Origin of the sequence: Leptospira chreensis, from assembly GCF_016919165.1 — a bacterium.
GTDB classification, from domain to species: Bacteria; Spirochaetota; Leptospiria; order Leptospirales; family Leptospiraceae; genus Leptospira_A; species Leptospira_A chreensis.
Map to the genome: position 1 here is coordinate 220,977 of NZ_JAFFPS010000031.1, position 20,218 is coordinate 241,194.

A 20,218-nucleotide genomic window follows, 5' to 3' on the forward strand; every position below is an offset into this window, starting at 1 on the left:
GCCGCCTATTCCTTATACGGAGCCAGTTGTGTGAATGGTCCCGATATCTGGGCAAGAGATCTGACAACATCCAGTAGTGTTTGTGTCGCTGTAGACCTTGTGAGCTCTGGAACCAATGTAGAAGTTTATAAAGAAAGGTCTTTATCTATTAATTACGACTTAGTGAAGTTCGCTCGTGATTTTGATACAATCACATATCCTATATTAATCTCCACATTTGGAACTCCGAGTGATGTGGATGGAGATGGTAAAGTCAAAATTCTTGTGATGGACATTCGGGATGGTGCGACAGCAAACAGTGCTTATGTGGCAGGATACTACGATCCAGTGAACTATTTCCCCGACAATCTATTCTCTCGGATTCGCTCCAATTACGCGGAAGTTTTGTACTTGGATGGAAAAGAATTGATCACTGCGACTCTTAACTATGATTCCACTGCCTTTCCTTCCACTGCCGCCCATGAATTCCAACACCTACTGCGTTACCCCCGAATGCGGAATGCAAACCAAACCGACGAACTTTGGATCAACGAAGGAACCAGTGAAGTGGCAAGTGACATTGCCGGATACGGACCGCAAAATAGTCGTATGGATTGTTATTCCGGAGTGAACGACTCGCGATGTTCGGATGGAATCAACGGGATCTCCCTTCTCGACTGGGATAGTTCTAATTCTGATATCTTAAAACAATATTCTTATGCTTATGTATTTATGCGTTATCTCTACGATATCTCGGGAACAACCAATACACAAAGGCAAAACTTCTTTCGAGAAACGGTGATGGGCACTTCAGGCACTCGGGCCAATTCCACAGGGAATTTAATTACTTTATTTAGAACCACGGCTCCCAATTTTGATTCTGCTTTACTGGGGAACCAAAACTCCGATGTGTTCTTTCGCGTTTTTACCTTACTTAGCGCACAAAGTTTTGGAATCGGCGCCAGTCTCACCTCCGTAGAACAGGTGACAAGCGATGGTGCGGCGCCATCCACAATCAATCTTTCTGCCGCCCTAACCAGATATTCTTTTTCTGCGAATTTTGCTAGGATCATAGCCAATCCCGTCGCACCCACAACCGTAAAGGGTTCCATCAAACAGGGATCCACAAACTTCTATAATACGGGAACACCGTCCATCTCGGCAGGTTCTTCTAGAAAAAACTATGGCCGAGTGACTACAGGAACAACCAAAGGAATTTTCTTCTGGGCTGACTCATCTTCTGGGTTGAATTCTAATCTAAAGTATGTGCAGACAAACGAAGAAGGAACAACCTTAAACATTCCCAAAAAACCTCGTTCCCTAAAATCAGTGATTGAATCTTCCACTGGGCCCATACCCATTTGTGGAATTGAATTTACAGATGATTCGGTTCGTACTTCCGAAAGTATTCCAATAGAATAGAACGCATCAAACTGCGATAACAATCCTTAGCTACGTGGCCACCATCTGCAAACGCATTGCAGGTGTAAGACGGATCATTTTTTAATTTTAGAATAGAGAAATTTTTACTGGTTGTGAGGGCATCAATTTCTTTTTCCCAAGTTTTTACGAGGGCCTCTTTTTCGATTAAGGCCTCAAAGTCGGGAGATGAAAGTGGCCAAATGATGACCGTTTTTATTTTTTCTGCCTGCAAACGATCTAAGATTTTTTCATAAAATCCAAATTGCATGGGACTACGAACATAAGAGGCAAATAACCAATCCAAGGTTCTATGACTTGTCATCTGTAAAGAATTGGAATCCTTTTCCATATAATTGTCTATGGGTGAAAGTCCATTTCCATTATGAGTGAGGATATAGTCGTAAGTCGCCTGATGCATTCCAATGGCGTTATCCAAATATGGATTTTTATAGTTTTTCCACATTTGATCTAAATAGGGTTTATAAGTTCCCACAGCAAAAAGTTTCCGCCCCAAATAAAAGGAGACATGGTCTTTTCCAAACAAACTCAAATTGGAAAGGACATAGGATAAATCAAAACTATAAGTTAAGTTCGAACTTTTGAATACGGAATTTTGATTGAACTGATTCGGATCGGTTTCCATAACCACAAGATCCGGTTTGATTCCTGAATCTAAAATCTTTGTTAGTTGGAAATCGTAATAGGCAGGTGTGGTCACAGCCGATGAGAGATTATAAACATCCCAATCAGGATAAAAAGAAACTAGTTCTGCATGATCAAAATAAAGGAGGCGCGAGGAACCCAAAATGAGCATGATTTTTTTGGTTTTAGGAGAATGGACACCTGGTTTTTCAGTGAGGAGTTTTTCTAAAAAATCCGATTTGGCTTTATAGTTAACAGCCGTTAAATCAATCTTTGTGATCGTTTGAATGTAGGGAATTCTGAATATAGAATCAACTACAAACAAAAACAGTAAAAGGATAACCGGGTAAAAAAGGAACCGTGCCTTGAGCATATCTGAAAGGAGAAAGGAAACGGATTTAATTGTAAAGCGAATTGACACGCCTCCCCCGAGGTTTCGGTCGAGGGAGCGGAAACTTTAAGCGACTTGGATGCGAGCGAGTTTGCGTTTCTTTTTTAGATTTACAAACCAATCATCCGAATTACGAACATGGCTTACTAATTTTTTCACGTATTCCCGATTTTCCGGGTTCAAAATCTCACGTGCTTCTTGAATGATTTCTTCTACAGTCTTCACATGAAAGGTAAAATAACTAGTAAAGAGTTCGTAATACTCTCTGTCTGTATTCTCCCAGTCCTTTGACTGAATATCATTGTAAAACTCAGATAACTGTGGTATGTCGATCTCAGGTGTCGCATCAAAATGATTGTTCATCATAGCGATACGGTCTGTTATATCAGTTAATTTCTGGAAATAAGATTCCAATTCAGGATATTCCATCTTCCAACCCTCCTTAACAACCCTTACTTTTACCAGGATTTTAGAAAGGGTCTAGAGATCAAGTCTTTTTAAAAAATTTGGTGATATCTGGATTTTGTTTTAGGAAGTCTTTTAAGTGGATGGCTTGTCCGTCCCAGGCCTCTTTGGCTCCCTCAATCCAAACATCGGAACCATCCCCATCAGGGAATCCTCCGTTAATGATAGTTAGTTGAGACTGAGCCGTGCCCTTTGGTTCAAATAATAATTGTAAATAAATAGCACCGGCTGGATCTGCAGGATGGTCTTTCCACTCCATAACCAATTCTTTCAATGGTTCAATCTTTTTATAGATACCATGAGTGGTAAAATCGCCCTCGAGTCCCAGTTTCCATGTCCAGGAGAAGTCACCGCCGACCTTTGGTCTTCCCCTTACCTCATCTGCCAACCAATGTACTAACACTTCGTAGACGGTAACTCCCGACCACAATCGTTCTATTGGTTCATCAAAGGTAAATACGGACTTCGTTTCTCTCATAGACAGAGTAGTAAAGGTTTGGGTTTTCTTTGGCAAGATGTTTTTTTGAACTTAAGAACACTACCGGTATTGGTTCCTTACCGGTAGTTTGTGTTTTGTACGAGTTAGATATTGAGATTGTTGGGCCTAACATAGACAGATTGGATGACACTGATATTTCTCATTTGAAACGCAGCCGCACAATACGCTAAATAGTATCTCCACTTTCTGATAAAGGTTTCGTTATACCCTTGGTTTCTTACCTCAAGTATGTTTTCTTCAAAGCTCTTTAACCAAATCCTTAAAGTCTTCGCATAACTAAGACCCATATCTTCTAAATGAAAAAGATACAAATTTCCCGTACGATTGATGGCTTGGTTCATCCGACCAATGGAAGGCAAAAGAGAACCGGGGAAAATATGTTTCTGGATGAAATCGATTCCGTTTTTAAACGAAGTAAACCTCGAATCAGGACAGGTGATGACTTGCAAAGCCATAATCCCATCTTTCGTAAGAAGGTCTTGGCACTTTTGAAAGAAGGTTTCGTAAAACGCATCCCCTACTGCCTCTAACATTTCTACCGAAACAATTTTTGTAAATTCTCCTTCTAACTTTCGATAGTCCTGAATGCGAATTTCAATTTTGTCACTGAGGCCTTCTTTTTCGATTCTTTCTTTTGCAAAACTATATTGTTCTTCTGAGAGAGTCACTGTTGTGACACAGCATCCATAGTTTTTTGCAGCATGGATCGACAAAAATCCCCAACCACTTCCAATTTCCAAAAGATGGTCGGAAGGATTCAATTTCAACTTTTGACAAAGTTTATCTACTTTCTTAGTTTGCGCATCTTCTAATGTTTCTTCGAGCTCTTCAAAATAAGCAGAACTATAAGTCATTGATGGATCTAAAAATAATTTATAAAATTTATTTCCCAGATCATAATGCTCTACGATATTTTTTTTACTACCCGTTAGGGTGTTCTTTCGTAAAAAATGTAGGAATTTATTGCCTAAATTGAATAAATCCAAATGGAATAATTTCTTTTTGGCACCCGAAAGACTCGGACTATCATCCACATTCAAAATAAACCAAGAGATCACGTTTTCAATCGAATCGGTATCCCAATCTCCAGTTAAATAAGATTCTGAAAATCCAATATCACCGTATAACACTGATTTTTTGAAAAAAACAGGATCTTTGACATGAACGAGAGCCGAATGAAATTTAGGATCGAACGAAGAATTGGGATCACCAATAACTACTTGTTCTCCATCTGGAAGGATGATCCGAAGGGATCCTCTCTTCATGGAACTCATGGCTTTAAAAAAAATTTTCCTATAAATAGGGAACTGCTCTGTGATAGATTTGTTCTTTAATTCGGTAAAAAGTTTTGAATCAATCGTGTCTTGTAAGAGGGACTGGTTCTGTGATTTTTCCAAGGGGAACTCCTGTTTGTTTCTCTAAGTTTTGGTGTTTCTGAATGTACGGAATTTTTTTGATCCATAACAGGAACGCTTGCCAATGAATCAATGTTATTATTTTGACGGTGATGAATGGGAATCGGGCAAAAAGTTTTAATAAGTATAACGAATGAAATGGAATTTTTTTTCCAAGAAAGGAAGTGATGAGAATTCGTTTTCCATTTTCAAAAGAGTCGACACCAATCTGTAATTCTTCCTTCGGTGCATTCAATCGAAACTCAAATTCGGAATCTATCGGGATGAAAGGTGAGACATAAAAGTTCTTTTGTTCTCTAATGTATACTTCCGGATCAGCAATCGTTCCTTTTGCATTCTTAAAGTAACCCAGGTAGGGTTTGATCTCGCCAAATGTATTCCCTACTTCCGCAATGGATACTAGTGGTTCACCCTGATTGTCATAACAAAAATAAAAACTCACTGGATTGAACACATATCCTAAGATCCGAAGGTTGGTTAAGAGAAATATCTTTCCAATCGGCCTTGTGACCCCAGAGGCTTCGAGAAAGGCCTTAATGTTTTCATAAGCACTCTCTTTTCCAAATTGAATATGGTCTTTGTCATAAAAGGAAAACAGATTCCATCGGTTTCTGGAAAACCAGAGGCTTTTGTGGGATAACTGGTCTACTTCGGATAGATCCAAATAAAAATTAAAAATCCTATATTGAAATTTATTAGGCTTCGGTGCGGTTCGCGCATGGAACACATCCGCCTCATACATACAGGAATTTAAGTCCATGGATCCCTTCCGAGAATGCTCCGAGAGACATTCACTGCGGACAAAAATCCATCTTCATGGAATCCATACCGAAAATAAGCCCCCGCATAATAGATGGGACCAGATTCGTTTAACTCTGGCAGACGACTTTGGCCAAGAGAGGCTTCCACGGAAAACAGTGGGTGCTCATAATCAATTTTTTTGATGATTTTTCCTTTGGCCACACGGTCTGGATCATTGATGGTCACAAAATAATTTTGTTTTTTAGAAACATTTTGCAATCGGTTCATCCAATAGATGGTATACGGATCTTGTTTCCCGCTAGGTCCCTCTACAATTTTATAATTCCAACTCGACCAACAGGAATTTAGTTTTGGCATATCACTGACATCGGTATGGAGAGTGGCAGTATTGTGTTGGTAACGATAGAGTGGGAGTAATTCAGACTCCAATTTCGTCGGATTTCCTAGTAATTTCGCAGAAATATGGCCATGAGTGGCAAGTAAAACTTTATCAAAGACCTCTCTTTGATTTTCGCCAAACACAAGTTCCACCTTACTGTCTGCGGTTCGGTTCACTTGTTTCACTGGGCTTTTCAGACGAAAGCGATCATTGATTGCCGGAGTGATTCGTTTTATATATTCCTTTGAACCACCGTCCACGGTATACCATTGGCGTTGGGTACTCAGACCTAAAAATCCATGGTTATAAAAAAACCGAATGAGTGATTTGGCAGGAAATTCCAACATCAAATCGGGAGGAGTCGACCAAACTGCCGAACTCATAGGAATTAAATAGAAATTGAGGATGTCTTTTCCAAACCCAAAGGCCTCCATGTACTGGCCCAAATTCCATGTATCATACTTTGGATCTTCCAAAATCTTTGGGGCCGATTTGTTGAACCGGTCAATCTCGAGTAACATTTTTAAATACCGAGGTCGAAAAAGATTTTTTTTCTGAGCAAAAAGTCCAGTTAGGCCAGATCCACAAAACTCTAATTTGGTGGGATCATGTTGGACACTAAAAGACATATCCGATTTTTTAGTCGGAACATTCAATGTTTGGAAAAGTCTAAGTAAGTTTGGGTAGGTGACATGATTGAATACGATAAACCCAGTATCAATCGGAATGGAAACTCCATCCTCTTCCACCATAACCGTATTGGTATGACCTCCGATATAATCGGCGCTGTCAAATATGGTTAAATCAAAATCATTTTTTAAAAAGTATGCGGAACCGAGACCTGCGATTCCTGTACCGACAATGGCTAATCTTTCTTTCACTTGTTTCCCTGGTGGTGATTAGACCGTCAGAGAAAGAGTTGGTTCATTTGCAGATGGACTTCTTCTGCTTTCTTTTGTGCAACCTGTCCGAAATTTTCTTCTAAAGTACTGAGTGTAATCCCTCGGGAAGAATTGATTAGTGAATTTTTTCCAGAAGCTTGGATGATGGATTCTAAATCCCCACCTTGGGCCCCAAATCCTGGAATGAGAAAATACATTTCTGGATGACGCGCACGTAAGGCTTTGATTTCGGAAGGATGGGTTCCCCCCACAACAAGACCCACTTGGTTGGGATACTCCTCACCGAGCCTTGCCATCTGGTCACTCACATCTTCATACAAGAAGATATCCTTACCCACAAGTTTCTGTTTTTGAAAATCGGTGGAGCTGGGATTGGAAGTCAGACCAAGGACAAAAATATACCCACCTAAATCCAAATAAGGAACCAGGCTATCCCGGCCCATATAAGGATTCACTGTCAATGCATCGACTTTCAGAGTTTGGAAAAAGTATTTCGCATACTCTTTAGAAGTATTGGCCAGATCCCCTCGTTTGGCATCCATAACAATCGGTACTTGTGGCGAGACTTCCTTCATCACTTGAACCATATGTTCCAAGGCAAAATACCCTTCTGCTCCCAATCGTTCAAAAAAAGCAACGTTTGGTTTCCAAGAGGTCGCATAAGTGTGAGTGTAACGAATGATGGTTTCTGTGAAATGAACGAGCGGTGCCTTAGAATCCAAACTAACTTTTGGCAATTTTTCTAATTCGGGATCAAGACCAATACAAAGCAGGGATTGTAGCGTATCTCGTCTGAACTCGAATTTTTGAATGAAGTTGGATGAATGGTTCACTTAGGTTCCTTAATTTGGATCTTTTGTTTTCTTTTATCTAATTCCATATCAATGTCTCTTTTTTTATAACGACCGTAGATATGGCCCGGGATGACTGCAACGGCAGTGATGGGATTGGCCACCACATCACCAATGGCTCCTCCCACATAAGTCGAATAAGCTGGTGTGAGTAACTCGTAAGAAGATTCCAATTGTTCTTTATCATTTTTTTCTGCAAAATAATTTAAGGCATCATCGGAGGCTCTTGCTTCATGATAAAGTGCACCGATCACAGGAATGGCATAAACAGTAGCATATAAAGTTCTTTTTTCTCTTTGTGCAAAGTCTTTGGCATGTCCTCCTTCATGAATCACAACAGGAGGTAGGTCTGAATACACATTGATGGTGTTGGTAAAAGAATTGTAATGATCCCCACCAATCGTTCCCGCAAACAAACGACCAGGAAGAAAGGTATAAGCCAGTAAAGAAATGGATCCAAAAAAATACCGAACCACAGGATTGATATTTTTATTTTTAGGGAGTCGTTTCCATTCCGAAAGCGGGGCATATTGATTGAAACGCACCTTCACATCACGCAGGTTATTTTCTTTGATATATCGAATCAAATAATCTTTGGTTTCTTTCGAAATATGATGGTTGTCTGCTTTTAGATTGAGAAGCACAAGCTTAGAGGGAAGAGAAAAAATCCAATTCCCCGCTTGGTCCAAAATCCAAACGGGTTCTCCTTCTTCAAATTGTGGATCGTCTTCAGTAAATTCAGGGCTCGGAAGATACGGATTTCCATAATTATATGGTTTTTCTAATGAATAACAGTTTGTGAAATGAAATGAAATCCAAAGGAGAATGAGAAGGACGCGGAATTTCATAAACTTTCCATGATTTCCTTGAGTTTTGGATCGACTGGTTCTTGTTTTGCGGGACTTTGTTTTTGTTTTGTCGGCACGGGTTCCGATTGTGGCACTTCTTCCACCGGAGAACTTCCGTTATATCCAGATAATACTTCCAATCTTGCAAAAAACTCGGATAAAGAATTCCTACCCAATTGGTTGAGTTGGTCTTCCCGGTTCCCTCGAAATCCATTGTATGGCACATACCAAAGTAATGGAACGACGGTTAAGATACTTCCCGTCAAATAACAATTGGTCACACGGGAATCGATTTCATCATAGTAAGAAAAAACTTCTTCGGGACCGCTTCCAATCTGAATTCTCACTTTCAAACGCACAAAACTTAAATTTTTAGAACATCTGTCTAGGGAAACCAATTGGAATTCATCCACTAAAATCTTTCCACCTCTATCGAGTAACAAGGGATAACGATTCCCTCGCATAGAAAGTTCTTTTCGTATCAAATAAGTGAGTGGACCATATTCATTCGGAAGTCCTTCAGGACTTACAAAATACCCATCATACGTCGCCATCTTCATTCGGTTCTCTTCTTTGACTTTGATCTCAATATGATCCATTTTTTTGACAAATTCAAAAGAAGTTTCATTCGGGAAAGGACGATAGACACGAAGGGAAATCCCACAGCCCATAACAAAAAAAGAACTCAACAAAAGTAATATCGAAGAAATACGGATTCTAAAAAACATAAGTATATCCAAAGTATAAATTCTGAATTAGATAACTTCGGGAAAGACGTTTGTCCCGACCATCTGCTTCATAATAAGCAGAAGTTAAGTAATAATCTCTCGCTCCCGAATGAAACGAATCTTGATTTAAGGCCCGAATTCCAGGCGCATAAGATTCGTTAGCCCTCCAGATGTATTGGATGACTTGTAATCCCAAGTGAAATTTATGATGGTCTAAGGGTTGCCAGTTGAATTGTCCTACCAAATCAAGTCCAACAATCGTTGTTTGGACTGGTTTTTCTGAAAATACAGAATAGGCTTCGTCCCCAAGAACCGTGCCTTCCGCAAATCGGGGAACCCCACCCGTTTGGGTAAAAATATCCCTTCTGTATTGCAGTCGACCCAGAGGAGTAAAAAACAAATCTCCTCCCAATTCATAAGAAAAACCATCTTCTAATTTGTGATAAAATTTGAATCCAGTGCTTGGTGCAAGATAGCGCATTGAATCTCGCATAATTCCTGTTTGCCGCATGGTCTGAGAAGAAAAAACAGAATTGGTATGAAAAGACCCGGCTCGAATTCCGAAATCCCAACTATAACCAATATTTTTAGAAAACTCTTCGTAAATTTTTACAACTAATTTATGTTCTGCGCTATACAGACGATCCGAATGGTATGCCGACTGGGTCTCACCCAAAATTCCTATAGAAAGAGAATCATTCGTTGTTTGAAACTGGAGGTATACATATTCCAATCCCCATTTTGCCGACTTATGTTTGTATGCCACTCGAGGAGAAAAAGAACCAGAAACTCGATTCGAATCCTCAGGCTGGTAGGAATAAGGAAGAGTTCGAATGTTCTGGTATCCGATGGGAGACCTAGGATAATACGGTGTGCCTCCTTGGAAAGCCACACGACCATTATCAAGGGCCCAATCATTCCCTGGAGAAAACACTCCAAACTGAGCGAGTCCCCGAAATCCAATCTCCCAAGTTCCTTGGAAAAATTCCAAAGAACCCTCTTTGGTTGCGGGGATGTTTTTTGTGGGAGAAATATATTCCTTTTCCGGATTTCTCTCACGAAACTGATCGGCCCGAATCCGTTTTACCTGGGAGCGAAGTTCTTCCGCTTTTTTGGGATGCCCACGTTCCTCATAGGATTCCGCTTCTAATTCTAAGTCTGTGGCTTTCGTTTCCTCTGCCCAAAGGAAATGGGGAGTTACGAAAAAAGATAACAGTATTAAAACTAAAAAAACGAAAATCCGTTTCACAAAGAATCTATCCTTTTCTTTTGATATAAGCTTTTGCAAATTCAGGAAGTACAAAAGCGGCTTTGTGAATTTCTGGACTATAGTATTTGAGTCCTTTAGGAACACGTTTCGGATCTGGTGTTACAGAATAAGGATCAATCGCATTGGATAAAAAAGTAAACCCAATGATTCCTGACGGGTATGTCGGAATGGTTGTGTAATAGTATCCATACTCAGGAAAAATTTTCGGAATGAAATCAAATAGAGAAGAGATCACATCTCCATGATACCAAAAAGATTCCGCTTGTGTGGCAATGATTCCTGTTGGTTTTAAGGCACTTGCCATATCACGAAAAAATGGTTCTTTAAAAAGTACTTCTGCCGGGCCCACAGGATCACTGGAATCCACGAGGATCACATCGAAACGACCTTGATTTTCACGAGCAAATTTGGCACCATCATCATAATAATGAATGACTTTCGGATCTTTCATCGCATCCGCACATTCTGGAAAGTATTTATAACTAATATCGACTACGGCTTTGTCAATCTCGCATAACACAACTTCTTTGACGGAAGGGTGTTTTAAAACTTCGCGAACCGTTCCCCCATCTCCCCCACCAATCACAAGTACGGATTCTGGGTTTGGGTGGCTCATCATAGGAATATGAGCAATCATTTCATGGTAAGAATGTTCATCTTTATTTGTAACCATTGTTACACCATCAAGTGTAAACATTCGGCCAAAGGATTGTGTTTCAAAAATATCGATTTTTTGGAACGGAGATTGTAGGCTTTCGATTGTTTTTGTTACCCGGTAACTGACTGCGCGCCCTTTTTCTAATTCCAATTTTTCGGTATACCAAATCTCCATTGATTTCTCCTAAGGTTTCTCTCTTTGAACCAGATTTGATATAGGATGAGTAAGGTGTAGTTTTTTTTAAAGTTTCTTGGTTTGGAGAAGATTAAAAATTCAACTTGGCGGGAACTGGGTGCTTCGGTTCCATTGCCTTGTATGCAGAAATATTCCCGTGTTTTTTACCTAGTTGGTTTTTTATCCATGCCACTTTTCATTTTACTATTGGTGTATGGTTATATCAAAATCAACGAAATGGTGAGTGAAGAAATCCATTGGGGTCATAACAAATCCTTCGCTTTCGGACAGGCTTCCCGTGAAGGAAAACTCATCCTTCTTGCCGTGACCAAATCTCGTTGTGAGATGCTCCAAGGCCTCGAATGCGGCGAAGGAAAACCAGACCTCGGCACTTATGTCCTTCTCAACTATACACCCAGAGAACAGGAATTCCAAACCCTGATTTTGGATGACCGGTTTGCTTCTTTAAAAACAGAACCCCTTCCACAATATTTTCTCTTAAATTCTACCGGGGAAATCCGTCATATGTCAGCGCAACTTCCCAGTGTGGAAGAGATGCAAAAACTACCCAAAAAAGAATGAGCTTTTTTAAATCCTAAGGAAAATTCTCTTGCAAGTTGGTAACAACCACCATACCCTATGGGGTATGCACTTGCGGAGGATTTATGTTAGGACTCACCGTTCACAGAAAAAAAAGTTTTGAAGATACCATCACCGACACTACCGAAGCACTAAAAAAAGAAGGTTTTGGGGTCTTAACCACAATTGACGTCAAACACACACTCAAAGAAAAGATCGGGGTTGATTTCAAAAGATACACCATCCTCGGAGCGTGTAACCCCAGTTTTGCGCACAAAGCCCTTCAGACAGCCGATGAGATTGGACTTTTACTTCCCTGCAATGTTGTCGTTACAGAAGAAAAAAACGGGGAAACCAAAGTTTCTATCTTTGATCCCATGACCATGACAAAACTAGTCCAAAATCCCGAACTCGAAAGGATTGCGAAAGAAGTACAAGAAAAATTAATTCAAGTCATCCACCACTTACACGAATGATTTTGATTTTATAAAATAGGTGGGCGCCTCGCCATTGGATTTAAATTTCCACATTCGATCCATGAGGCGATCCCGCTTTCCGCTCCAATCTTTCTGGAAGGCTTGTTGTATTAGAATTAGTTCTTCCACCAGAAAGGATTTCCGCTGCAATCGGTGGCGCGGGGAAGTTTTCATTCTATCATTTTTCAATCCCCACACCTTTGACTTATCCGAAACTTACATCACTTACAAAAAGCAGGTAAGGTTTTTGTCCGAACATAACATACGGTAACTCCTTCCGTAGTCATACCAAAAAGATTGAGAGGGCCTCCTACTGGATACTGTGCCGTCGAAGCAGGACCTTCTTGCCAATTGATATTATAGTTTCCTTCCTTGCCGACGATCTGTCCCTTAACAACACTGCTTGTTTTTTTATAACAAGATTTGATATCCCGATTGTTACTGATGATCAGCCAAGCGATTGGATTCGGAGAAGGATTGGTTACACAATTGGATGTCAAAACCCAATTCCCTTCCAGGATGGTCTTTCCTTCTTCGGCCCCCACTTTTGCTCCTGACTGGCAATGGAACACAAATGCAGAAACAGCGAACGCTAATACAAAAGTTATTTTTTTCAAAACAGGCTCCTTTGCAGAAATATATTATTTCCACAAGGAGAGATTAAAGACCAGAAATCGAAAGGTCTGTCAAACTTTATTGCATTGATTTGGAATTATTTTAAAAATTTTCAAATAAAGTTTGAAGGTGCTTTTTCCTTCCTTTTATCTCTTTCGGCAAAATCATAGAACAGTGGTCATTCGGCACCTAACTGGTATGTCAAAATATAATAATATTTTAATTGTGGATTCAATTTTTATTGAAGGATGTGGATGGATTGGTGTAAGATGGCAGTGGATTGATGTTATACGCAAATCTAGAAAAGGGATTTATGAAAATAAAAAAATATAAAATTAAAAATTTCCGAAAACTAAAAGATCTAGAAATTTTATTTCAGGATTCTATAAACACAATTGTTGGACCAAATGGAGTTGGGAAAAGTACTATTCTAGATGGCCTTAGAATTCTAAAAAGCATAGCTTTTCCAAGTTTTGAAAATGAAGGTGTACAGACATTACAGAACATGGGACTCATTATGCCACATAATTCTAATGTTCTACTTTCTGGAATAATCGGAGATAGCAATTCTTCATGTGAACTATCGATAGAAATAGAAATATCTAAAGATGAGCTAGACTTACTAAAAAAGAATATTTCGCAATTTACTGTGATGCAGTTACAGAATAGGCAAGGAAGATTAGGTCAAGGAAACATCAACTTTTTGGGTTATCTTTCATCAGATGAAGGAAAAGCAAAGCTTGAAGAAATCAAAAGGAACACATTATCAGCATTAGAAAAAATGGAATCAAACAGAATACTTTCCGTCAACTTAACTTTTAATTATTCTGAAGAAATCAAAGTAAATGGAGGTTTTGAACAAGAAGCTCTAAGTTTTTTAATGCAAAATGTCCCTTACTCAAAAACACTCTTTTCAACATTTCCACCTGATAGACATTTCCCTACTGGCGACACAAATGTTCAGCTAGGACATGCAGATATAAGTCAACAAGTTCATTCTTATTCAATAAACCCACATTTAAAATTTCAAAGGTTTAAAACTTCGTTAATTTCGGAAATGATGCTTTCTGAAAATGGATTCGATAGCATTAAAGAAGAATTTACAAGTGTATTTAATGCACTTCTACCAGGTAAATCACTTTCAGGAATTAAACTCGAACAATTCACAGGAAGATTAAGTATTCTTATAAAAGAAGAACTGTCTAATTCTATCTATGATATAGACTTTCTAAGCAGCGGCGAGAAAGGTATTTTACTCACAACATTTCTTTTAAGAAGGACTTTAGCGCAAGGAGGGATCGCATTACTTGACGAACCAGAGTTACACCTAAATCCCGCCGTATGTCGTAACATTATCCCGTTTCTAAAAAACGAAATATCACTTAGCAATAATATTCAAATCATAATGACATCCCATTCTGGAGAGATTTTAACTTCGACGAAAGAAGATTCCGATTTGCGTCTTTTACATTTAATTGACTCAAATACTATCACTCAGATTTATAATAGAGATAAAGATGAAGCCCAACAAGCACTGAAAATGCTTGGAATAGATGCATCAGATATCCTATTCAACAAAGGAATTCTTTATTTAGAAGGCACAACCGACGAAGAATATATTCCAGAATTATTTAAAAAAGAAATTGATGGATTTAAAATACGTTCGCTAGGAGGCAGAACAGAAATCGAAAAAGAAATAGCGCGATTACAAGAAGCTGATAAATCCAATACACTAGATGGATACCATATTTTTATACTAGATAACGATAACAAACCAACCACATTAACAAGCTCCGATAGTGTTAAAATAATTCAATGGGATCGCTATAGCATAGAAAATTACTTACTTAATATTGATCTACTATATGATATCGTTAAGAAAAATTGCAGAGCAAACACGCCGACAAATCGAGCAGATTTCTCAAGAGAAATAAAAGCATTAGCAATGAATCAATTAAGCTCGATCGTTGTCTTGGAAAATTATTCTAAATTTTTTCCTGAATCAGTATCAATTTCTAAAAAAATCTTTAAGGAAAAATCATTGCAAGATATAGCAAAAGATCTCCTAGAAAAACTTAAACTAAAAATTGATGAATTTAAACAGATCACAATAAACGACTGGGAATCTGAATTCATTAAAAAAATTGAAGCAATTAAGACTGAAACAATGCAAGATTGGGAAATAAATTGGATAAAAAGATGCCGCGGAAAAGAACTTCTTACTTCAATCTATACTCATTATAATTTCAAAAAAGATTTTAAATCCTTTATTATTGAAATTATACGAGAGATGAGAGAAAACAAAGCCGAGGATCTTGGAATATTACAAAATAAATTGAAAGAAGCCTTACCGAAATAAATTTATACATCCACATAACGTCAACTAACCGCTTCGGTACGATCCCTGGTTCTCTATGCGCAATACTGTGTGGTTACAATAGTTAGAAAATTATTAACTAGATAAATCGAATATAGGCAAAAAAGGAATATGATTAAAAAGATAAAATATATAAAAAATCTAGCAGTCTTCAAAGATTTCCAATGGGACTCGCTCGTAAAATCTAAGAATGGAAATATATGCGAATTCAAAAAAATCAATATAATCTATGGCAGAAATTATTCTGGTAAAACTACCATTTCACGAATAGTAAGATCCCTCGAAACTGGATCACTGTCCGAAAAATACGAAAACCCAGAATTTGAAATTGAATTTAACAATCAAGATAAAGTAACACTCCAAAGCCTAACATCTCATGGGAAAGATATCAGGGTTTTCAATGATGATTTTGTTAGAGAAAATCTAAAATTTATTTATGATCCAAATGAAGACATAGAGTCATTTGCAATTCTAGGAAGCGATAATAATCTTATAGAAAAGGAAATCGAAAAGTTAAAAAATGAATTAGGATCTAAAGAAGAAGGACAAGAAACGGCTTTATACAAGGAGCAAAAAGAAGCTATCGCTGCCACAACAAAAGAAGCAAATACATATAAATCAGCACAGACTAGCTTGGATGAAAAAATAAAAAATAAAGCAATAGATAGGAATATAGGAATTAAATATAAATCAGAAAGATTTGGTGATCAGAATTATTCTACTAACAAACTGGAAAACGATATTCAAACGATTCTTAAAGATGATTTTCAACCAATCTCAGATGAAAAAGTAAAGGAATTAGATAAACTCCTGGCTGAAAACCCTAATCCACCAATCTCTCCCTTTACAATACCTATCCTTTCTTTTAATTCATTAGCGGATAAAGCAAAATCGTTAATTGAAAAAGAAATAGCAGGATCTGACAAAATTGCAGAGTTTGTGAATGACGCAATTTTACACCGCTGGGTGAATGAAGGCCGAACTCTACATCAGGAGAAAAAAAATAACTGCTTATTTTGCGATAATATCATAAGCCAGGAAAGGTGGGAAAAGTTAAATAAGCATTTCGATAAAGAATCTGAACAACTTGAAAAAGATTTAGATGAATTAATCAACGAAATAGAAAATGAAATAATTCAAATCAATTACAATCCACAGAAAACCCAATTTTATTCTGAGTTTCATGAGAGATTCGATGAAATATTGACTGAATACAAACAAATTGAAATACAATATTCAAGTAATTTGAATAACATTACAACTCAGCTTACAGCAAGGAAAAAATCCCTTCTTAAATCTAAATCATATATTGACCAAAAAGATGTATCGAATGATTTGAAAGTTAGTTATGAAAAGTTCGAAGTCCTCAGAAAGGAGTCAAACGAATATACAAATAAACTTAACTCAAGACAGCAGGAAGCAAAACAAAAACTAAAGCTTAAAGAAGTTTATGACTTTGTTCTTACTATAAATTATAAAGACGAAAAAAATAATATCGAAATCCTGAAAAGCAAAGTTAAGGAAAAAGAGGATATTAAAAATAATATACTTATCAAAGTAAAAGAAAAAGAAGAATTAATTGAAGCCAACAAGAGATTATTAAATGACGAAGAGGAAGGAGCAAAAAATGTCAATAAATATTTAAATGACTTTTTTGGGCACAGATTTCTCTCTCTTGAAGCGATTTCAGATGAAGAAGATGGCGATGAAAAAGAAAAAGAGATTCGCTTTGATCTCAAACGTGACGGCAAAAAGGCTCACCATTTAAGCGAAGGAGAATGTAGTCTAATCTCTTTTTGCTATTTTATTGCAAAACTAGAAGACATAAAGACTAAGGGGCAAAAGCCAATCATTTGGATTGATGATCCTATTTCCAGTCTTGATGGTAACCATATATTTTTCTTATATAGCCTAATTAAATCGGAAATAATCGAGAAAGGTTCTTTTGAACAAATTTTTATCTCAACTCATAGTTTAAATTTTTTAAAATATTTAAAACGATTAACCGGAGGGGCGATCGGTATTAACGGGAAACTTCAAAGCTATGAAAGAGGTTTTTTTCTTGTTAACAGAGAAGATAAAATTTCAAAAATTTTAATGATGCCAAAATATTTAAAAGAGTATATAACTGAATTTAACTTTCTATTCAACCAAATTTATAATTGTTCGCTAATAGATGAAGTTACTGATAAAAATTATACTACATTTTATAACTTTGGAAATAATGCTCGTAAATTTCTCGAAATTTATTTATTTTATAAATACCCTGATGAAACGGAAGAATTTGAAAAATTAAAAAAATTCTTTGGTACCCAATCTATACCAGCAATTCTTACTGAAAGAGTAAACAATGAATACTCACATTTAAGCGCAAATTTTGAAAGAGGCGCAGTCCCTATCGATGCACCGGAAATGAAAGCTGCCGCTCAGCTACTTATACAAAGAATCAAAGTAATCGATAATGATCAGTATATAGCATTAATGAATAGTATCAAAGAGTAACATGGATTTTTGCCACTCACTTCTTAGCCGATTCTCAATAAAATTCAGCGAGGTGAATTATATCCGTCACAGTAATACGACTAATTACCGCTTCACCTCGGCGCGCAGACGCCTTATCTCTCAAGAAGCCTAACCCACGAACCAAGATACAACCTTATTAAAACATATGGAAATTTACGATAAAATCGGAACCAACTACAACCAAACAAGAAAAGCCGACTTACGAATTGCTTCCTTGATTGAAGAGAATCTTAGTTTAAAACGAGAGGGAGCGACTCTACTGGATGTGGGAGCAGGAACAGGGAACTACTCCCATTTCTTTTCTTCCAAAGGTTTTCACGTAACGGCAGTAGAGCCATCCGGAATCATGATGGCTCAAGCCGCAGAAAATCAAAATATCAAATGGATCAAAGGTTCCGCCGAAGAAATTCCCCTTCCCACTAGCAGTTTTGATGGAATTTTTTCTGTACTAGCATCACATCATTTCCATCGCCTTGAAAAAGCCATCTCTGAGATGAATCGAATTCTAAAACCCGAACATTTTGCCGTTATTTTTACCGCTGATCCTTCGACAGTCAGTAAACAATCTTGGTTATTTGATTACTTTAAAATCGTTTTTGAAAAAGCAATTTCAACATATCTACCTATCAATGATTTTAAACTGATGATTGAGCGTGTCACAAAAGCAAATGTAAAAATGATTGATTATTCATTACCCGATAACCTTACAGATCACGTCTTTGCTTCTGGTTGGAAAAATCCTTCTCTCTATCTAGACGAAACTTTCCGATCGAGTATTTCCCCCTTGGCAAGCCTAGAAACCAGCACATTAAACCAAATTTTAGAACGACTGGAAAAGGATTTGAAGAATGGGATATGGTATAAAAAATACGGAAACACTCTAAAAGAAGATTCCTTCGATGGTGGATACAGATTCTTAGTTTGGCAAAAAAACTAACTTTCCCAAAGGCTAACAATCTCGTATCTTTGACAAATCCAACAAACCGTTCTTAGGCACAAACATGACAACAAAAGTGAACAAACTAACACCGATGATTTATGCTACCGACGTGCAAGGGACTGTGGACTTCTATGTAAAAACATTAGGGTTTACTTGTTTAGCAAACGAAAAGGATTGGGGTTGGGCCACAGTGCAACTCGGCAGTGCAGAGTTAATGATCAGTAAACCCAATGACCACATCGCTTTTGAGAAACCAACCTTCACGGGTTCCTTTTACTTTCATGCAGATGGTGTTGATGAGATTTGGGACCGGGTCAAAGACAATTTGAAAATTTGTTATCCCATCGAAAACTTTGAATATGGAATGAGAGAATTTGCCGTTTACGATAACAATGGTTATTTATTGCAATTTGGACAAGCGGTAACGGCACCGGCAAACTAAGAGAGATCCGCTTGGGCTACCCCGCACCCACCTCTTCTCGTGTTTCCGTTTCCGCTTTTTTTCGAAACACTTCTAGGATCGCAGAAAACAAAATCACGGCACCACCTAACCAAAGTCTGTCTGGTGGCACCTCTCCGAGAAAATACCAGGCCGCCAAACTTCCGTATATCGGACTGAGTGTGGACAAAGTACCCGCAGTGGTTACGGATAAATTCGATAAACTGCGAATCCAAATGGTATGGGCAAGGGAGGTAAAGATCCCGGCAAGAACCACTTGAAAGAGAAGGTATTTGGGTTCGGCGAGCATCACAAATAGTCCATCAGCGAAGGGGAGTAAAACCAGGGCCGTCGCAATCAGTTGGGTGAAAAGGATTTGGGCACTCGGATAGTGGACATGCATTTCTTTTGTGAGTAAATTGCGGATGGCATAGAGAACGGCCGAAACGACACCCCAAACCACTCCCTGGAACAATTGGTTGTCCCAAGAAAGCTCGGGCACAATGAGAAAAAGTCCAAATAAAGAAAAACAGGCCAAAAAGAAAGCAAAAGGATCGGGACGTTTTCCACCAAACAATGGTTCTAGGAGGGCAGAAAACACAGGATAGGTGAAAAGAGACAACATCCCCACAGCCACAGTAGACACTTGGATGGAGTGAAAGTAAGTCACCCAATGCAGAGCAAAAATAATCCCAATTCCAAATACAAACAAAAAGTCCTTAAAACTTCGGTAGGATACAGACTTACCACGAAGCCAGAAAAAGAGTCCGAGTAGAATGACAGAGAATAGTGCCCTACCAGAAATGATCGTGACCGCAGGGAAAGGAAGGAGTTTGGCAAACAAAGTGACGTTCCCCATAATGAGGATCGTCAAATTGAGTTCC

At 38.1% G+C, this 20,218-nt stretch carries 20 protein-coding genes; 7 read left to right on the forward strand and 13 right to left on the reverse strand.

All coding sequences use genetic code 11. The features are described from left to right. Nucleotides 1–30: 30 nt before the first annotated feature. The gene (locus JWG41_RS10470; RefSeq protein WP_205269919.1) at nt 31–1,401 is read left to right on the forward strand and encodes a peptidase MA family protein; all 1,371 of its coding nucleotides are present in this window, start codon (nt 31–33) and stop codon (nt 1,399–1,401) included. Here the strand turns inward: JWG41_RS10470 and JWG41_RS10475 are convergent. The 11 genes from JWG41_RS10475 to speE form a co-directional block, all read right to left on the reverse strand. After that, nucleotides 1,355–2,368: a DUF1574 domain-containing protein gene (locus tag JWG41_RS10475; protein WP_232373919.1), complete on the reverse strand. Its 1,014-nt coding sequence runs from the start codon at nt 2,366–2,368 to the stop codon at nt 1,355–1,357. The two genes, JWG41_RS10470 and JWG41_RS10475, sit on opposite strands and share 47 nt — an antisense overlap. A 132-nt stretch (nt 2,369–2,500) precedes the next feature. Then, nucleotides 2,501–2,863 (reverse strand): PLU-1-like domain protein, encoded by a 363-nt coding sequence (locus JWG41_RS10480; RefSeq protein WP_205269868.1) that lies wholly within the window; start codon nt 2,861–2,863, stop codon nt 2,501–2,503. Between the two features lie 58 nt (nt 2,864–2,921). Next, entirely contained in the window at nt 2,922–3,377 is a 456-nt protein-coding gene (locus tag JWG41_RS10485) for an SRPBCC family protein (RefSeq protein ID WP_205269920.1), read from the reverse strand. 104 nt (nt 3,378–3,481) lie between these two features. After that, entirely contained in the window at nt 3,482–4,795 is a 1,314-nt protein-coding gene (locus JWG41_RS10490) for an SAM-dependent methyltransferase (protein ID WP_205269869.1), read from the reverse strand. Beyond that, nucleotides 4,752–5,555 carry a DUF1365 domain-containing protein gene (locus JWG41_RS10495; protein ID WP_205269921.1) on the reverse strand — a complete coding sequence of 268 codons (804 nt, stop codon included), beginning with the start codon at nt 5,553–5,555 and terminating at the stop codon, nt 4,752–4,754. Before JWG41_RS10495 ends, JWG41_RS10490 begins: the two co-directional genes overlap by 44 nt. 8 nt (nt 5,556–5,563) lie before the next feature. Then, a complete protein-coding gene (locus JWG41_RS10500) occupies nt 5,564–6,835 on the reverse strand; it encodes an NAD(P)/FAD-dependent oxidoreductase (protein ID WP_205269870.1) in 1,272 nt (423 codons plus the stop codon). A gap of 26 nt (nt 6,836–6,861) precedes the next feature. After that, nucleotides 6,862–7,689, reverse strand: a complete 828-nt coding sequence (gene pyrF, locus JWG41_RS10505; protein WP_205269871.1) for an orotidine-5'-phosphate decarboxylase — start codon at nt 7,687–7,689, stop codon at nt 6,862–6,864. Beyond that, a complete protein-coding gene (locus tag JWG41_RS10510) occupies nt 7,686–8,555 on the reverse strand; it encodes a hypothetical protein (RefSeq protein WP_205269872.1) in 870 nt (289 codons plus the stop codon). Before JWG41_RS10510 ends, pyrF begins: the two co-directional genes overlap by 4 nt. Then, nucleotides 8,552–9,283: a hypothetical protein gene (locus tag JWG41_RS10515; RefSeq protein WP_205269873.1), complete on the reverse strand. Its 732-nt coding sequence runs from the start codon at nt 9,281–9,283 to the stop codon at nt 8,552–8,554. Before JWG41_RS10515 ends, JWG41_RS10510 begins: the two co-directional genes overlap by 4 nt. Then, nucleotides 9,273–10,532 (reverse strand): hypothetical protein, encoded by a 1,260-nt coding sequence (locus JWG41_RS10520; protein ID WP_205269874.1) that lies wholly within the window; start codon nt 10,530–10,532, stop codon nt 9,273–9,275. Before JWG41_RS10520 ends, JWG41_RS10515 begins: the two co-directional genes overlap by 11 nt. 7 nt (nt 10,533–10,539) lie before the next feature. Continuing rightward, nucleotides 10,540–11,385 carry a polyamine aminopropyltransferase gene (gene speE / locus JWG41_RS10525; protein ID WP_205269875.1) on the reverse strand — a complete coding sequence of 282 codons (846 nt, stop codon included), beginning with the start codon at nt 11,383–11,385 and terminating at the stop codon, nt 10,540–10,542. Between the two features lie 141 nt (nt 11,386–11,526). On the opposite strand from speE, the gene JWG41_RS10530 reads away from it, so the two are divergent. Continuing rightward, nucleotides 11,527–11,967 (forward strand): hypothetical protein, encoded by a 441-nt coding sequence (locus tag JWG41_RS10530; RefSeq protein WP_205269876.1) that lies wholly within the window; start codon nt 11,527–11,529, stop codon nt 11,965–11,967. Nucleotides 11,968–12,050: 83 nt separating this feature from the next. Then, nucleotides 12,051–12,440, forward strand: coding sequence for a DUF302 domain-containing protein (locus JWG41_RS10535; RefSeq protein ID WP_205269877.1), 390 nt, complete (start codon nt 12,051–12,053; stop codon nt 12,438–12,440). A gap of 221 nt (nt 12,441–12,661) precedes the next feature. On the opposite strand, the gene JWG41_RS10540 is transcribed toward JWG41_RS10535, so the two are convergent. Beyond that, nucleotides 12,662–13,057: a hypothetical protein gene (locus JWG41_RS10540; protein ID WP_205269878.1), complete on the reverse strand. Its 396-nt coding sequence runs from the start codon at nt 13,055–13,057 to the stop codon at nt 12,662–12,664. Nucleotides 13,058–13,368: 311 nt separating this feature from the next. Here JWG41_RS10540 and JWG41_RS10545 point away from each other — a divergent pair, with 311 nt between their 5' ends. From JWG41_RS10545 to JWG41_RS10560, 4 genes are all read left to right on the forward strand, one after another. Further along, nucleotides 13,369–15,414 carry an AAA family ATPase gene (locus JWG41_RS10545; RefSeq protein ID WP_205269879.1) on the forward strand — a complete coding sequence of 682 codons (2,046 nt, stop codon included), beginning with the start codon at nt 13,369–13,371 and terminating at the stop codon, nt 15,412–15,414. Nucleotides 15,415–15,543: 129 nt separating this feature from the next. Next, nucleotides 15,544–17,934 carry an AAA family ATPase gene (locus JWG41_RS10550; protein ID WP_205269880.1) on the forward strand — a complete coding sequence of 797 codons (2,391 nt, stop codon included), beginning with the start codon at nt 15,544–15,546 and terminating at the stop codon, nt 17,932–17,934. A gap of 166 nt (nt 17,935–18,100) precedes the next feature. Next, the gene (locus JWG41_RS10555; RefSeq protein ID WP_205269881.1) at nt 18,101–18,892 is read left to right on the forward strand and encodes a class I SAM-dependent methyltransferase; all 792 of its coding nucleotides are present in this window, start codon (nt 18,101–18,103) and stop codon (nt 18,890–18,892) included. A gap of 64 nt (nt 18,893–18,956) precedes the next feature. After that, nucleotides 18,957–19,337, forward strand: coding sequence for a VOC family protein (locus JWG41_RS10560; RefSeq protein ID WP_205269882.1), 381 nt, complete (start codon nt 18,957–18,959; stop codon nt 19,335–19,337). Nucleotides 19,338–19,353: 16 nt separating this feature from the next. Here the strand turns inward: JWG41_RS10560 and JWG41_RS10565 are convergent, their stop codons facing one another. Beyond that, the gene (locus JWG41_RS10565) at nt 19,354–20,208 is read right to left on the reverse strand and encodes a DMT family transporter (RefSeq protein ID WP_332461291.1); all 855 of its coding nucleotides are present in this window, start codon (nt 20,206–20,208) and stop codon (nt 19,354–19,356) included. Nucleotides 20,209–20,218: the final 10 nt, after the last annotated feature.